Source organism: Geodermatophilus sp. SYSU D00703 (genome assembly GCF_054050155.1).
Genome location: NZ_JBJGYU010000004.1, coordinates 63,841 through 78,788, shown reverse-complemented (window position 1 = coordinate 78,788; position 14,948 = coordinate 63,841). Strand labels below are relative to the sequence as shown.

14 protein-coding genes are annotated in these 14,948 nt (G+C 72.5%); 8 read left to right on the top strand and 6 right to left on the bottom strand.

Annotated elements, in window-relative coordinates:
• Positions 1 to 32 precede the first annotated feature (32 nt).
• The 3 genes from ACI782_RS06970 to ACI782_RS06960 all read right to left on the bottom strand — a co-directional run bounded on the left by ACI782_RS06970 (position 33) and on the right by ACI782_RS06960 (position 4,337).
• Positions 33 to 1,301: a hypothetical protein gene (locus ACI782_RS06970; protein WP_456907481.1), complete on the bottom strand. Its 1,269-nt coding sequence runs from the start codon at positions 1,299 to 1,301 to the stop codon at positions 33 to 35.
• A 112-nt stretch (positions 1,302 to 1,413) separates the two neighbouring features.
• Entirely contained in the window at positions 1,414 to 2,694 is a 1,281-nt protein-coding gene (locus ACI782_RS06965) for a DUF6884 domain-containing protein (RefSeq protein ID WP_456907479.1), read from the bottom strand.
• The gene (locus ACI782_RS06960) at positions 2,691 to 4,337 is read right to left on the bottom strand and encodes an NERD domain-containing protein (RefSeq protein WP_456907477.1); all 1,647 of its coding nucleotides are present in this window, start codon (positions 4,335 to 4,337) and stop codon (positions 2,691 to 2,693) included. Before ACI782_RS06960 ends, ACI782_RS06965 begins: the two co-directional genes overlap by 4 nt.
• A gap of 467 nt (positions 4,338 to 4,804) precedes the next feature.
• Here ACI782_RS06960 and ACI782_RS06955 point away from each other — a divergent pair, with 467 nt between their 5' ends.
• Positions 4,805 to 4,942 carry a hypothetical protein gene (locus tag ACI782_RS06955; RefSeq protein WP_456907475.1) on the top strand — a complete coding sequence of 46 codons (138 nt, stop codon included), beginning with the start codon at positions 4,805 to 4,807 and terminating at the stop codon, positions 4,940 to 4,942.
• 48 nt (positions 4,943 to 4,990) lie between these two features.
• Here ACI782_RS06955 and ACI782_RS06950 read toward each other — a convergent pair whose 3' ends face one another.
• On the bottom strand, positions 4,991 to 5,650 hold the full coding sequence (locus ACI782_RS06950; protein WP_456907473.1) for a hypothetical protein: 660 nt from the start codon (positions 5,648 to 5,650) through the stop codon (positions 4,991 to 4,993).
• A gap of 255 nt (positions 5,651 to 5,905) precedes the next feature.
• Here ACI782_RS06950 and ACI782_RS06945 point away from each other — a divergent pair, with 255 nt between their 5' ends.
• Positions 5,906 to 6,619: an HD domain-containing protein gene (locus ACI782_RS06945; protein ID WP_456907471.1), complete on the top strand. Its 714-nt coding sequence runs from the start codon at positions 5,906 to 5,908 to the stop codon at positions 6,617 to 6,619.
• On the opposite strand, the gene ACI782_RS06940 is transcribed toward ACI782_RS06945, so the two are convergent.
• The gene (locus tag ACI782_RS06940; protein WP_456907469.1) at positions 6,608 to 7,279 is read right to left on the bottom strand and encodes an NrtR DNA-binding winged helix domain-containing protein; all 672 of its coding nucleotides are present in this window, start codon (positions 7,277 to 7,279) and stop codon (positions 6,608 to 6,610) included. The genes ACI782_RS06945 and ACI782_RS06940 overlap by 12 nt on opposite strands.
• Before the next feature lie 54 nt (positions 7,280 to 7,333).
• On the opposite strand from ACI782_RS06940, the gene ACI782_RS06935 reads away from it, so the two are divergent.
• The 5 genes from ACI782_RS06935 to ACI782_RS06915 are packed head-to-tail and all read left to right on the top strand — an operon-like array spanning position 7,334 to position 12,030.
• The gene (locus ACI782_RS06935; protein ID WP_456907467.1) at positions 7,334 to 8,212 is read left to right on the top strand and encodes an ARPP-1 family domain-containing protein; all 879 of its coding nucleotides are present in this window, start codon (positions 7,334 to 7,336) and stop codon (positions 8,210 to 8,212) included.
• Between the two features lie 3 nt (positions 8,213 to 8,215).
• Entirely contained in the window at positions 8,216 to 9,622 is a 1,407-nt protein-coding gene (locus ACI782_RS06930) for an ADP-ribosylglycohydrolase family protein (protein WP_456907465.1), read from the top strand.
• Between the two features lie 22 nt (positions 9,623 to 9,644).
• Positions 9,645 to 10,109: a hypothetical protein gene (locus ACI782_RS06925; RefSeq protein ID WP_456907463.1), complete on the top strand. Its 465-nt coding sequence runs from the start codon at positions 9,645 to 9,647 to the stop codon at positions 10,107 to 10,109.
• Positions 10,106 to 11,362, top strand: a complete 1,257-nt coding sequence (locus ACI782_RS06920) for a hypothetical protein (RefSeq protein WP_456907461.1) — start codon at positions 10,106 to 10,108, stop codon at positions 11,360 to 11,362. The genes ACI782_RS06925 and ACI782_RS06920 overlap by 4 nt, the downstream gene beginning before the upstream one ends.
• The gene (locus tag ACI782_RS06915; RefSeq protein ID WP_456907459.1) at positions 11,359 to 12,030 is read left to right on the top strand and encodes an HD domain-containing protein; all 672 of its coding nucleotides are present in this window, start codon (positions 11,359 to 11,361) and stop codon (positions 12,028 to 12,030) included. Before ACI782_RS06920 ends, ACI782_RS06915 begins: the two co-directional genes overlap by 4 nt.
• 40 nt (positions 12,031 to 12,070) lie before the next feature.
• Here the strand turns inward: ACI782_RS06915 and ACI782_RS06910 are convergent, their stop codons facing one another.
• A complete protein-coding gene (locus ACI782_RS06910) occupies positions 12,071 to 13,669 on the bottom strand; it encodes an SIR2 family NAD-dependent protein deacylase (protein WP_456907457.1) in 1,599 nt (532 codons plus the stop codon).
• A 241-nt stretch (positions 13,670 to 13,910) separates the two neighbouring features.
• Here ACI782_RS06910 and ACI782_RS06905 point away from each other — a divergent pair, with 241 nt between their 5' ends.
• Positions 13,911 to 14,945 (top strand): ADP-ribosylglycohydrolase family protein, encoded by a 1,035-nt coding sequence (locus tag ACI782_RS06905; protein ID WP_456907455.1) that lies wholly within the window; start codon positions 13,911 to 13,913, stop codon positions 14,943 to 14,945.
• Positions 14,946 to 14,948 lie beyond the last annotated feature (3 nt).

Here is a 14,948-nt window from a genome sequence, read left to right as displayed (position 1 = left end):
TCTCCCTGTCCGACGGCGCACGCCGAAGACCGTCATGCCGAGAACCGCCCGGCCCGGGCGACGTGCTGGGGCACAGTGATCAGCTCGACGTCGAACGTGTCGCACACCCGCGCCAGGCGGCCGGGCCAGGGCGAGTCGCGCGCCGCGAACTCCGGCACGACGACGGCGGCGCGGCACGCGGTGTGGTCGAGGCCGAATCGCTCGAACCAGGGCGCCAGATGCACAGCCTCCCGGATGAAGTGTCGGTAGAGGACGGCCTGGTGCACTGCGTGCCGGTAGTACGAGCCGACACCCGACGGTCCCTCGACCTTGATCTCGAGTGCCCACGGCGTCGGCCCGTCACGGAGGAGCGCGTCGAGATAGCGGCCGGCGTTGGACGCGGTCCTTCCCCAACGGGTCGGGAACTGGCTGCCCCAACTCACTCGGTCGGTGCCCGGCATCCGCAGGATCTCGAGGGCACCGTCGGCGGTCGTGATCGGTACGGCGCCGCGCAGGATGCGGGACTCGAGAGCGTGCTCGTTGTGCCTGGGCCGCGCCGAGAGGACCTTCTCCCACGTGTCCGCGAAGTGGTTGATCGCCTCGGTGGCGCGAGCGATCGACACGTCGTCCTCGGTGACCTCGAGGCGTCCCTCGGGGACCGTGCCCAGCCATGTCGTGCGCTCGGGCCCGCGCCGCCCCTGGTAGTCCTTGCCGACGTCGAGCCGGCCGTGGCGTGGTCCCACCTGGGCGACCTCGAGGCCCTCGAGCCGCAGGGACCACCAGCCCTTGGAGGTCAGCATCGGGTAGGCCCGGAAGTCCTCACGGTGCACGCCGTCGAGGAGTCGATCGACCAGAGGTGACGGACGGTCGCCGACGTCCATGAGGTAACGCCGCCACTCGGTGTACCGGTACTTCTCGTGGTCCCCGAGATCGTCGAGCCCACCCGCGCTGATCGACAACACCTCACCCTTGCTGTTGAGCCGTCGCAGCAGGACCCGGAACGGGCCGCGCAGCTGCGCCGCCAGCGTCCGGAGCGCACCCTCCGCCTCCGTGTCCCACCGGTCCTGCACCATCAGCAGGACGACCTCGTCGGATGCAACCGGCGTGCCGGCGCCCACACCGGCCAGGTGCAGGTCGACGAGGTCGAGCAGGGCACCGATCTGCGTCCTCGTGTCCGTGCCGACAGTGACGGCCCGTCGGCCTTCGTAGACGCATCGGACGACCGTGTTGACGATCGAGTTGGCGCGGTCGGTGGTGGCGTCGACGTGCGAGACGCCGGGGACAGACTCCAGCAGCGGGACGACAGGCGTGTGTGCGGACACTGCGGCCTCTCGTGTTCGGGATCCGAGTTGCTGCGCGGCACCGGATCCCGCGCGATCTCTGAGGGAGGACGTGCCTGGAGGACTCGTGAGCGCCTCGGGGGTCATCAGCGGCTCAGCCCTCGGCGACGACCGACGAGCGCAGCCGGCTCAAGGTCCGGCGCAGCGGGGTGACCGGTACGCCCTGGAGGTTGAGCGGTGGATCAGTGAGCCCGAGCAGGCGCTCCTCCGATGGGAGGACGTCTGCGGCGGCCAGTGGCAGCACCGCGACGCGCAGGTGGTCGTGCATCCAGCGAGTCAGCGAGGACTCGTCCACGACCCGCGCGTGCTCGTGTCGGAGGGCGGCGGTGAGGGTCAGCCGGAAGGTCGAGAAGCTGCGGTTGCCCTGGAGGTGCATGCCAGCGACGCGGCCCCACAGGGTGTTCGTGGAGGCCGACCCGTTCGTGCGCACACCGCCGGCTCGACCGGCGTAGACCAGTCCGGGAGCGACCCGGTGGCCCAGGCCGGAGAGCTCGTGGGCTCCCGCCGTGTCGACCCACCAGCTGTAGAGCCCGGGACGGTCAGCGGCCCGGCGTCCCGCTGCGAGGAAGTCGGCGGGCGCGATGGTCCGCGCTGGGTCGAGCAGGGAGCTGATGTCGGGGATCTCCTGAGAGCGGCTGATCAGCTCGAGGTCGTTGCGCGCCCTCCCGTACCAGGCCAGCCGCTCTCCCTGCCGCAGGCCGGCCAGTGGCTGGTGCAGCGTCGCGCCGGCCGCGGCCAGCGGACCCGCGAGCGGCAGACAGTACGCCTCACCCGCGTGCACCTCCACCGCTGCGCCGCGGAGTCCGTGCCGCTCGGCCAGCTGGGCCACCACCCAGGCGCCCCACGCCGTCCGGTACTGCGTCGGCCGGTCTGCCAGATAGACGTCGTAGGGCGCGACGACGTCGTCGGGTGCCAGGAGCCCCCACCTCGCGCTCAGCACGTACCAGGGGCGGCCGGTGGCCAGCGCGTGTGCGCGCCCCTTCACGAACGCAGCGCCGGTGAAGAGCCGTTCCGCCGGTCGGGCGGACGGCGCCTTCGAGTCCGAGCAGCCGACCAGGACGACGTCGGCACGTCCTACGACCGGCGGCTGAGCCGTCGGCTGCGGCGTGGGCGGCGCCGGAGTTCCAGCCGACGGACGGTGCCGGCGATACTCGCCGTGGCCGACGCGGTCGAGCAGCGGCCGCCGGTGGCCGAAGGGGTTGCGCGCGTTCCCGGCGTTGGCGGTCGCGTACTGGATGTGCGTGCGCACTGACGACTCCTGGACGTCCGGACGCTGCCGGATCACCCAGTCGATCAGACGCTTGCTGCTGAACGGCTCGGGCAGCGTGTCGGCGCCGCGGCGCACGAGGTCCCAGATGGTCTCGACCGTGGTCATGCCGTGCTCCCCACGGTGAGCCGCCGGGCGACGGCCTCGCCGCCGACGCGGCGGATCAGCTCCAGGTCCCCGCAGACGACCAGCAGGTCGCGGGCGCGGGAGAGGCCGACGTACAACATCTCCCGAGCCCTGGCCTCGTCGCGGAACCCGTTGACCGCGAGCACGACGGCCGGCCGCTCGAGGCCCTTGAAGCCGAGCACGTGCCCGTAGAACGGGTCCTCGTCGTCCCAGAAGGTGGCCCAGTAGGCGTCCTGCCCGGCGGCCTGCCGCTCCTTCTGCACCTGGTGACGAGCGTGCGTGGTCAGCAGCGCCACCGACTCCGGCGGCCAGTCCTCGTCCTCGAGCAGGGCCGCGGCGACGTCGTCCGCCACGTCGACGGCCTGCTCCGAGGTGCACTCGACGAACCGCACCGGCACGCCGGACAGCCCGCGCACCCTCATGCGGGGCGCCAGGCTGGAGAAGGTCCCGGCGATCTGCTTGGTGTTGCGCAGGTTCTCGGTGAGCGGGAACGACTCCAGTTGGACGGTCGGCCGCCCTTGCCGTGCGAAGATGCGCTGCCCCTCGTCGGAGAAGACGTGGAGCGCCCCCTTCTGAGGGTCGCGCAGTGCCGCGAGGACGGCGTCCCACCAGCTCGCGGCGAAGTCCTGACCCTCGTCGACGACGATCGCGTCGAAGCGCTCGGACTCCGGCAGGGACCGGGCCAGCGACACCATCCGCGCCGGCAGGAACTCCTCCCAGTACCGGCTGTCGTCGTCCGACCCCTCGGGGACGCCCCAGCCGATGCCGAGGTAGTGGAAGGTGCCGACGTAGTCCGGCCGCTGCCGCTTCGGGAGCTTCTCGACCCACCGCCGCAGGAACTCGGCCAGGCCGCGCGAGTAGCACATGAGCGCCACGCGGTGCCCGTCCGCGGCGAGGCGACGCGCCTTCTCCACGGCCAGCCAGGTCTTGCCGGAGCCGGCGCCGCCGGTGATCTCCACGCGGTGCCGACCGGACAGGAGGTCGAGGACCCTGGCCTGGTCCTTGGTGAGCAGGTCGCAGGCGGCCTCCCGCTCGGCGAGCCAGGCCACGAGGTGCTGCTGCGGGATCGCCGTCCCGGCGAGGCAGTCGACGAGGTCCTCGACGTCCTCGGCGGTGGGCGGGTCCGGCTCGTCCCGCACCTTCTGCAGCGCCGCACGGATGCGCGCGGCCGCGTGCGGCACGTCCGTCTTGTCGAGGGCCATCCACCGGGCGAGCCCCGGGGCGACGAAGGCGTCCGGCAGCGTGGTGGCCGGCAGTGCGACGAGGTGCGCCAGGCGCGGACGGCCCGCGGACCAGCGCGGGTGCTCGGCGAGGTAGTCGCGCAGCAGGTACTTGCAGGCGACGGCCTGGTCGACCGGGTGGATCTCGCGGTCGACGCCGTCCCCGACCTGCCGCCACACCCCGCGCTGCAGGGACACGCTGCCGCCCTTGACCTCGACGACGGCGACGCCCAGACCGGGCCAGGCCACGATGAGGTCGGCCTCGCGGTCCTCCCCGCGGTCGCTGAAGCGCAGGTTGCAGAAGAGGACGGCGTCGTCGGGCAGCTGCTCCTGGAGCATCCGGACGAGCAGCTCCTCGGACGCCGTGACGAACTGCGGCTCGTCGGGGAAGACCCGCGCCGTCACGGCCGCATCTCCGCGTCAACGGTCACGACGACTCCTCTGTGCTCTCGACCGCGCTGCACTGCGGTCCATCCGGTGCGGCGTCCGACGGACGATGACACGGAGCGGGACGGAACACGTGCGTTTAGGACGGATGCCACCCGCAACCGCCTCACTGGTCCCAGAGCTCCCTCGTGCGTGCGGGCGGGTACTGCTCGCGCCCGTCCGAGCTCGTTCTCCGGCATCGCCGGAGCGGGAAGGGCCCACACCAGTCCGTGACGGGGGTCCGCCTCGGTGGCACTCGGGCTGCCTCCCTCGTTCGTGCTCGTGCTCGACGCCAAGCTCGGTCAGGCAGGAGCGCCTCCGACCGTGGTGGCCGGAGTGCTCCAGCAGACCCCGCCTGGAGGAGGCCGACCTGTGACCACCGGAGAGAACCGACCCGCGCCCCCGGCCGAGGCGACCTGGGCTGGGTCCTCCTGGGCGTCTTCGCTGTGGCACTGATCGCCGTCAAGCTCAGCAACCACTTCGACCTCCACCTGCCCTGGCTGTACGGAGTGGCGGCCGGCGTGAACGTCGCGATCGTCAGCGTCCGTGCGTCCCGACGGCGCCGGCGACGGCTGCCCGGCTGAACAGGACACCCGGTCCCGGCGCTGACCAGGCAGGCCTCGCGGCTGCGACTACGGCTTCGAGGTCCAGCGGTGTTCCGCGTCGACACCGTCAAGGAGCGAGACGCACTGTCGGCAGGTCCCTGCTGCGCCGACGAACCACTCAGGTGCGTGGGGACGGCGGCAGGAGCGGCACCAGCGGAACGAGCGGCGTCGGCGCGCGGCGATGGCCTCGGCCGCCTCGGCGACGACCTCCGGGGTCCAGAGCAGGTCGTCGCGGCTGAACTCGCGCCGGTCGGCCGGCTGCAGTTCGGTTCGCTCGCCCCAGCTGGTCAGCGGACGGGCCAGCACCAACGAGGGGCCCTCGACGCCGACCGCGACCTGCGCCGGCTCGCCGCTGACGAACCACTGCACCGGGTCCTCAGCGGCGCTCTCCCGTCGCCATCCCGTACCGAGCGCGCGGACGACGTCGGCGTACTGGACGCCCAGCAGGTCGGCCAACGCCTGCTCGTCGGTGGTTGGGTCGCCCTTACGCCCCCACTCGAGACCACAGGCTCGGCAGCTGAGGGCGGGCTCGTCCTCCGGCAGCATGCAGCCGCCCAGCGCGACCAGACCGCGCTCGGCGAGCCGCATGTCCTCGACCGCAGGCAGGCCCCACCGCAGCGGGACCGAGTCCTCCCGCCCGCACCCGGGACAGACCCGACCCACCTGGACGCCGACTGGTTCAGCCATGCCACTCCCGTCTCGAGGCCGTCCCGTGACGGCCGGGCGCGGATGGTGGCAGGCGCCACCCACAGAACCGGGGTTTGTCACACCCCCCGCCCGTGCAGGAGCACGGCGGCGGCCTGATGCGAACGCCCTGCGTGGCGGGCCGGGTGGCCGTGGCGGGGATTCGCCCCACCGGTAGCCGCGGTTTTTCTCGGATCAGCGCAAATTGTCGGACCCTGCGGGTAGGAAGTAGGTGCAGATCCCGAGCAGAGGAGCCCGATGACGACCATCCCCACCCTTGAAGCCCGTCGGACGTTCGGCGCCGGCGCGCTGACCACGCGGTTCGACGACGCGCTGCAGTTCGCCTTCGAGCGCCACCGGTTCCACTTCCGCAAGGGGTCCCGTGTCCCGTACTTCTCGCACCTGATGAGTGTTTCCGCACTCGTGCTCGAACACGGGGGCGGCGAGGACCAGGCGATCACGGCGTTGCTGCACGACGCCGTGGAGGACGCCGCCAAGGGGCAGGGCCCCGAGGTGCTCCGGGCGATCGGGGACCAGTTCGGCGAGTCCGTGCGGTCGATGGTCGAGGCGTGCAGCGACTCGCTCAACGACGGGCACGGCAAGCGCCCGTGGCGCGAGCGCAAGCTCGACTACGTCACCGGTCTGAGGACGCCGGGCAAGAAGTCGGACGAGGCCCTGCTCGTCACCGCGGCGGACAAGATCCACAACGCGCTGTCGATCGCCCGGGACCTGCGCACCTACGGCCCCGGCTTCTGGGGCACGTTCAGCGCCTGCGAGCACGACCTGCTCTGGTACTACACCGCCGTGGAGCAGGCGGTCGCCGAGCGCCTCGGGGACCACGCGATCGTCGCGGCGCTGCACCGCGCGGTGGACGAGCTGATCACCGCGGGCGGCACCGAGCGGGGCTCCGTTCCCACCGCCCCGTCCGACGGCGGGTGCCCGAGGCACGCGAGCGAGGGGTCAGCCGCCTGAGCGCCGATAGAGGGCCGCGGGTCGACCGACGGCCCGTTCCGTCGTCCGCCCCGTGTCCTGCAGTTGCGGCTCCATGTGCCGGCGGAAGGCGTCCGGCTTGAGCTCGTCGAGGGCTACGCCGGCCACCGCCGCGTGCACCTCGCGCAGCTGCCGCATCGTGAACGGCGCCGGCAGCAGGGCTTCCGGATCGGGGCGTCGGCGGTAACGGGCACGGAGGTTGCGCACCGCCCGCCGCACGATGGCGTCGTGGTCGAACGGCAGCCCCGTCGCCTCGGCGACGGGGCAGAGCCGGTCGTCGTCCGGGCGGGCGGCCAAGACCGGCTCGATGGTGTGCCACGGGAGGACGACGACGTGCGCTACGGAGAGGACCCACCCGCGCTCGTCGCGCCTCGGATCGTCGAAGACGTGCAGCTGCCGCGGCGTCGTCCCCCGCAGACCGGCCTTCTGCTCAAGCGACCGCAGGACGGCGTCGGCCAGCCGCTCCCTCGGGTGCAGGAACGTCCCGGGCAGCGCCCAGGCGTCGCGCTGATGGGCGCCATCGCGCCGGACGAGCAGCACGTCCAGCGTGCCGTTCGGCCCGACGGTCAGGACGGCGGTGTCGACGGCCACCGAGGGCCGCGGGTAGTCCTCGAGGGTCTTGCCGAAGGAGTCGCGGTACACGCCCTTGACTTTACGCGCACCTCGCTTAACCTGTGTTTGCGCGCCATCGCGTAAATGCTGGAGAGGGTGGTCGGGATGGACGGGATCGGCGTTCGACTCCACGTCGGACAGGGCACGCACCGCGGACCGCTCACGGTCTTCCCCGTCTGGACCGACGCACCCTCGGTGGCGTCCGACCACCTGACCGGGGGGCAGGCGCCCGTCGACGTCGAGGAGCGAGCCGGCTCCCCCGCCGTCGACCAGCTGGTCCTGACCAACCGGGCCGACCGGCCGGTGCTCCTGCTGGCCGGGGAGCTGCTCGAGGGGGGCTGGCAGCACCGGGCGCTCACCGCGACGACCCTGCTCCCGCCGAACCGGCCCACGGTGCTGCCGGTCGTCTGCGTCGAGCAGGGCCGCTGGCACGGGGACGCCATCCACCGGCGGCAGGCCCGCCGCGTGCCGTTCGCCGTCCTCCCCCGGCTCGACTCGCAGGCCGAGGTGTGGCGGCGGGTGAGCCGCTACGAGGCCGTTGCCGGCCCGTCGGCCACCGACTCGCTGGCCGAGCGCCTCGACCGGGCGGCACCCCGGGCCCGGGACCTCACCCGTGAACTGCGCCCGCTCGCCGGCCAGCGCGGGCTGCTCGTCGGCGTCGCCGGCCGCCCCGCGTGGCTGGAGCTGTTCGACTCCGCGCGCACGCTGAAGGCGCACTGGTCGGGCCTGCTGCAGGCCGCCACGCTGGACACCCTCGGCCGCCCGGACCTCCGCACGCCCGCCGCCCTGGTCCGCGGCTTCGCCGAGCGGGTCGAGAAGACCCGGCTCACCCTCGACGGACCGGCCGGCCTCGGCCGCCGCTCCCGCGGTGGCGGCCGGGTGTGGCTGGACGCCGTCACCTGGCACGGCCGCACCGTCCACCTGACCGCCGTCGACCTGACCCACCCCCTCCAGGAGGCCTGATCCATGACGCTCCACCGCTCCTCCCGCGTCGCCGGCGCGCTGGTGGGCTCGGCCGTCGGGGACGCGCTCGGCGCCCCGTTCGAGTTCGGCCCGCCCGGCCGGTTCACCGCCCGCTTCCCCGAGCCGGCCCGCGGCTCGCAGACCGAGATGTGCGGTGGCGGTCCGTGGGAACCGGGCGAGTTCACCGACGACACGCAGATGGCGCTGCTCGTCGCGACGTCCCTCGTCGAGCGCGGCGACCTGGACGAGGCCGACCTGTTCGACCGCTTCCGCGCCTGGGCGGCGGCCGGCCCGAAGGACGTCGGTATCCAGACGCGGGAGGTGCTCGGCTCCGGGCGGCCGTGGGACGTCGCCGCGGCCGAGCACTTCCGCCGCTCGGGACGGGCCGCCGGCAATGGATCGCTGATGCGGACGACGCCCGCGGCGATCCGGTTCGCCCGCGAGGGGCGCGAGACGATGATGGACGCCGCCCGCCGGATCTCCGCGCTGACCCACGGCGACCCATCCGCCGGCGAGGGCTGCGCCGTCTTCCACGAGCTCATCCGGGTGGCGCTCGACGGCGGGGACCCGCTGGTCGCGATCCCGTCGGCGCTGGAGGCCGTGCCCGACGAGCACCGCGGCCGGTGGGCCATCGTGCTCGCGCCGGACTGGACGCCCGAGGACGCCACCGAGTCCAACGGGGCGGTGTGGCCCACGCTCGGGCAGGCGGTGTGGGGGCTGCGGCACGGCCGGGACTTCGCCGAGGTCATGCGGCTGGTCATCGACCTGGGCGGAGACACCGACACGGTGGCCGCGGTCGCTGGCGGGCTGGCCGGGGCGGTGTACGGCATGGGCGGGATCCCGGCGCGGTGGGCCTCGGTGGTGCACGGCCGCGTGCCGGGGCACGGCGAGAAGGTGTGGCGACTGGCTGCCCTGCAGGAGCTCGCGGCGGTGCTCGACGGGAAGGACGGCGACCCGTACGACCCCGGCGTCATCCCGCGGATCGGCCCGCGCGAGGTCATCCCGGCCGACGAGGAGGGCCCCGGCATCTGGGCCGGCAACCTCGACGGCGCCCGGTACAGCGAGGAGGACTTCGCCGTCATCTCGCTGTGCCGGCTCGGCGAGCCGTTCCCCCACCGGACGCACCGGATGGCCTACATCGCCGACAACGACCACAACCACGACCTGGACGCCGTCCTGGCCGACGTCCTCGACGACATGGCCGCGCTGCGCGCCGAGGGGCACCGGCTGCTCGTGCACTGCCACGGCGGCGCTTCCCGCACCGGCCTGGTGCTGCGCGGCTGGCTGGTACGCCAGAGGGGGATGTCGGTCGCCGAAGCGACCGACTACGTCCGCCAGCGGTGGGAGCACCTCGGCCTGTGGAACGACAGCTTCACCGCCGCCCTGCACCGCCTCGAGCAGAACCGCTGACCGGAGACCACGGGGAGCCGCCATGAGCACGCTGCACGACCACCTCGACGACCTGGATCCCGCGCCTCCGGTTCGGGCGCTCGCCACCGACCTCGCCGGCTGGACGAGCGTCGAATCCGACCGGCAGGCGCAGTACGTCAGCCTGCGCCCCTCGACGGAGAACGCGGTCGCGGTCTACGCACACAAGACGTGGATCTCGATCGCGCTGTCGCCCGAGCGAGCGCTCCAGGTCGTCGGCGAGGTCCCCGGTGCCACGCTCGACAACAAGACGCCGGCGACCACGTACCTCCACGTCGCCGCCGACTCCCTGGGCGACCGCTACGCCGTCGTCCTGGGCATCGCGAAGGAAGCCATGGGCTGGCGGGCGACCGGCCCGAAGTCCAGCGTGGGCACGGGGTCTCCCAAGAAGGGCGAGCAGGCGTCGAAGATCTGTCCAGCGTGCCAGATGGAGCTGTTGCCGAGCGGTGCCTGCGGGGCCTGCTGGTGAGCCTCCTGGACCTCGCTGGTGTGCGCGGCCACGTCGTGGCGCGGGTCGCCAGGTGGGACGAGGAGGACGTCGCCGTCCGCGTCGAGGAAGGCCGGGACGGCGGGCTAAGCGTCACGATCAGCAGCCGGCACCCGCTGACCTACTACACGCAGTGGGTCGACCTGCGCCCCGACGGCACGGTCGAGCTGCCTACTCCGGACGACGGCTTCGCGCTCGACCTGAAGCGGACGACGGCGGGGACGGCGGCGACCGCCGACGAGGCGGTGGACCTCGTCGTCCGCGAGGTCGAGCGGGCGGTGGCCGTTCTGCGCAAGGACCAGACACGGGCGGCGGAGTGGGCCCGTCCGGACCGGCAATCTCCCGTCTCGGCCGAGGACCTGGCTGCGGCATGCACCCTCTGGCAGGGCGGGCAGAACGTGGGGTCCTCGCCGATCCGCGGTGCGGCGCGCGTGCTGACCGGCGTCCGCCACTACTTCCGCGCCGGGTTCATCACCGGGTACGAGCAGCAGGCCAGGGCGTCCCGCGAGCTCCTCGAGGCCGGCGTCCACCTGTTGAGGGCAGTCAACGCGGCACCGCACATGGACGCCGACGGTTGGAACGCGCAAGTCGGGCTGCCGCTCCTCGGGTTCGCCGGGCGGGGCATCACGTCCAAGCCGGACGAGGACCCGCAGATCGAGCGGCAGCTGCGCACGGGCCGGATCGAGATGCCGTTGTGGGGCGTGTCGCTGAGCCGCGAGGTGGCCGACAGCTTCGGCACCCGGTTCCTGTTCGAGCTGGTCGGGCCGTTCCCGGCCGTGCCCGCGTGGGTCGCGTCGGGCGTCAAGGCGTTCGAGCAGGAGCTCGTCACCGGCGGCCGGTACCGGGTGCTGTCGCAGGAGCAGCGCGGCGGGACGACGCACGTGCGGCTGCGCTGGATCGGCGCGAGCGGTGACCGAGTGGGGTGGGACGCCGTCCTGCTGGGGGTCCTCGGTGCGGTACCCGGCGTCTCGGTCAGCTCCCTGACCCGTACGGCCGGCGACGAGGTGCTCGAGCTGCGGCTGGGCGGCGAGGACTCCGCGACCGTGACCCGCTCGGCGGGCTCGGACGAGGTCGAGGTCGTCCGCTACTGGGCGCCGGAGCTGGGCTGGGCGGCCAAGGGCGACGACCCGTACACGCAGTACGCAGCGATCCGGGCAGCGTCCCGGACGACAACCGTGCCGGCGGACGTCGACTCGATCGTCGCCGCCGTCCTGAGAGGAGAGGAGAACGCGTGACCACGACCCTGGGGGACCGCCGCTCGATGGGGGCCGGCCCGCTGACCGAGCGCTTCGACGAGGCGCTGGTGTTCGCGGCGCGGCACCACCGGGAGCAGCTGCGCAAGGGCTCGCGAGTGCCGTACATGACGCACCTGATGAGCGTCAGCGCGCTGGTCATGGAGCACGGCGGCAACGAGGACCAGGCGATCGCTGCCCTGCTCCACGACGCCGTCGAGGACGCGCCGGCCGGTACCGGCGGCGCCGTGCTGGCCCAGATCCGGACGACGTTCGGGGACGCCGTCGCCGACATCGTGCGCGCGTGCTCGGACGGCCTGGACGCCGACGGCAACCGCAGCGGGACGTGGGCCGAGCGGAAGCGTCCGTACGTCGCGGGCCTCGCCGACAAGCCGCTGGACGCCCTGCTCGTGACCGCGGCCGACAAGACGCACAACGGGCTCTGCATCGCCGCCGACGTCCGCCGGTACGGGCAGGACTTCTGGTCGACGTTCAACGCCTGCCGCGACGAGCTGCTCTGGTACTACACGAGCGTCGAACGGGCGGTCGCGGAGCGGCTGCCGGGGAGCTCCATCGCCGACGCCCTGCACCGCGCCGTCGATGAGCTGCTCGCCGCGGGCAACACCGAGCGATCCGCCGTCCCGACGACGATGCCTGGCCGCGACGACTGAAGCATCTAACGCGGCCCTGCATCTGTCGGGGTGACGCATCTCAGCCCCCGTAGGCCCCGAGCTCGTCCAGCGCTCTGACGACGTCGTCCCAACCCGCCCGTTCCATGACCTCCTTGGGCAGGTTGGCGACGTCGTCGGCGAGGACGGAGAGGGAGGCGGCGACCCTGCGTTCCTCCTCGGTTTCCAAGAGCTCTCGGTATCGCGGGTCGAGAAGGTGGGCCGTTCGCGGAGCCGCGAGCATCGCGACCCTGTCGAGGAAGATCTCGAGCTCACGGCCGGCCGCCGCGAGGTCGCCGCCTTCGTTGCCGAGGTCGACGTAGCGGAGTTCCGGCTCCCACAGTTGGGCCCGCATCGGGTCCGGACGCAGGCTCAGGACGGTCCCGAAGGCGCGTTCCTCACCGGGCCGCTCGTTGAGCTCGGCGACCTCGTGGATGAGCCTTATGACGTTGTCGTCGGTCATCGACGCGCCCACCACCAACAGGTGCTTCGTGAGCAACGTCGTCTGCAGGACACCGCCCAGGGGACGTCGCCTGGCGTCGTAGCGGACGAACGACCGGCGGTCGAGGACGATGTCCTCCGGCCGATCGATGTCCCCGTGCAGCTTCAGCAGCCACGGCCGCCGGCCGTCCGGGACGGCGAGATCGGCGGTGGCGGTCTCCGGGAGGACGATGAAGGGAGCGGTGCGGCGGATCGCGCCGACCGCTGTCTCGTAGAGCCTGTCGAAATTGGTTGTGATGGCCTGGTCCACGTCCAGTGCCGCCAGCAGGGCGTGACTCAAGGCGTAGCGCGAGGGCTGTCCTATCGCCTCGGCCACGTACCTCCCGAGCGGGTTCGGCCGCGGGCTCTCGGGGTTCTCCTCGCGCTCATTCCGCTCTGCGTACCTGCGCACCAACTCGGCGGCGTCCAGCGGCCCAAGCTCCTCGGAGAGAGCACCACCGCCCTTCAGGCCGACGCGCTCGGCCACCGCCTCCAGGAGGTCGTCCCAACTGGGCAATCCAGCGGCGATCCCTGTGCCGGCTCCCATGAACAGCGCCAGCTGACCACTGCGGGCGAGGGCGGCCAGTCGTTGAGCGTGCACCTCGAAGCGATCCACCAGCGGCCGTGAGTGCCTGGCTGCACGCAGGGCTTGCAGGGCCGAGTAGTCAGACGGCTTGGCAGCGACGATGACGACGTCGAGACCGAGGTCATCAGCTGCCCACTGAGCGACGTCGAGCAGGCCGTGGATGACCTCTCCCCGCCGTCCGTCAAAGCCTCCGCTTCCGACACCCATGACGGGCATCGCGACGCGGCGAGGACGCTTTTCCGTCAGTCCCGTGGGGTCTGCCTCGGCCACGGCGGTCAGCGCTTGCCGAACGCCGTCGAGGAGCCATGGGACCGGCGTCGCCGAGGTCCCGCCGACCGCGACAAGCCATCGGCGAGGCCCGTCGGGGTCGTCAGGCAGCGGCTCGACGAGCGCTACTCGCCGTTCCTCCGACAACCACGGAAGCGATTGCTGCTTCTCGGCGCCCGCTTCCTCCGACCATCCGAACACCGGCCAGAAGTGGCTGCCGACGCCGCCGCCGAAGTCGGTCGAGAGGAGGACGTCGTCGTAGGCCAGCGACTGCAGAGTGCCCGGGACGACAAAGACGTGAGCTGCCACGCGGGCATTCTGGGCGGCCCGCAGCTGTGAACGCCTGACCCGCAGGGGTGAGTACCGGCCAGAAGTGTCGCCGACGTTGGGAGACTACTCAGGACTCGTTCATCGACCCGGGTTTCCGGCGCGAGACCGAACCGCAGGAGTTGAACAGCATGGACCCCGCCGACCAGGATCACCGTGTGCGAGTGCGTCGGTGAACGATGCCGACTCCTGGGCTCTGACGCCCCGGCGCGCCTGGGGACTCATGCTGGGACTCGTGCTGGGCGATGGACTGGCCGCCGTCGGAGGACGTGTCCCGACAGGCCCGTCCCCGATGCGCAGCACGGTGGCCGGGCAACTCGCCTGCACGACGGCGGAAGGGCTCATCCGGGCCTCGGTGCGATACCGCTCCAAGGGGATCTGCCATCCCCCGGCGGTCGTCTGGCACGCGCTCGTGCGGTGGGCCTGGGGGCAAGGAATCGATGCAGAAGCGGCGTACGAGGCCTGGAACCACGGACACACGGTGTGGCCCGACGGGTTCCTGTCCACGATCCCCGTCCTCCGTGAACGGCGCGGCTCGGCGCCGGCCACTGTGGCCGCACTACGGCAGGGCGGGAAGAAGGCAGGGACGACCGCCAGTGCCGGGTTCCACGGTCTCGTCCGGACGCTCCCCGTTGCCCTCTCCGGCGGGGAGCCGTCCCGTCTCCACGAACTGGCGAAGGACGTCGCTGCGCTGACACACGGGGCGCGGGACGGATGGCTGCCGGCCGCCGACGGCACGCTCTTCCTCGCGTCCGCGCTCAGAACCGGTGATGTCCGAGGGTGCACGGAAGACGGCCTGAGGGCGTTGTCGGCTGTCACGCCGCAGCATCCTCACGCCGTCGGCTACGAAGCCGCCGTCGCCGAGGGCGCTCATGCGGCTCGACGAGGAGCCGCCCCGACGCGTATCGACGCGAGCAGGACCGCACCGGCTGCTCTGCGTGACGCGCTCTACCTGATCACCGCGTTCCCGCGGCGCGATCAGGTGCTCGACGCTCTCCTCTTCGCGGCCCGCCACGGGACAGCGGGCACGGCGGCAACGGTCGGAGCGCTGCTCGGTGCCTGCCACGGTCCGGACGCATTGCCCGCCGAACTGGTCAGCCGACTGGAACTCGCCTGGGTGGCCGACGTGCTGGCGCAGGACCTCGTCCGCGAGTTCGTGGACGCGCCGAGCGAGGAACGACCGCCGCCGGAGGCCGGGACCATCTACCTCGACGACTCCCCGGATGCCGAGTGGTGGGTCCGCTATCCCGGCTGGTGATCC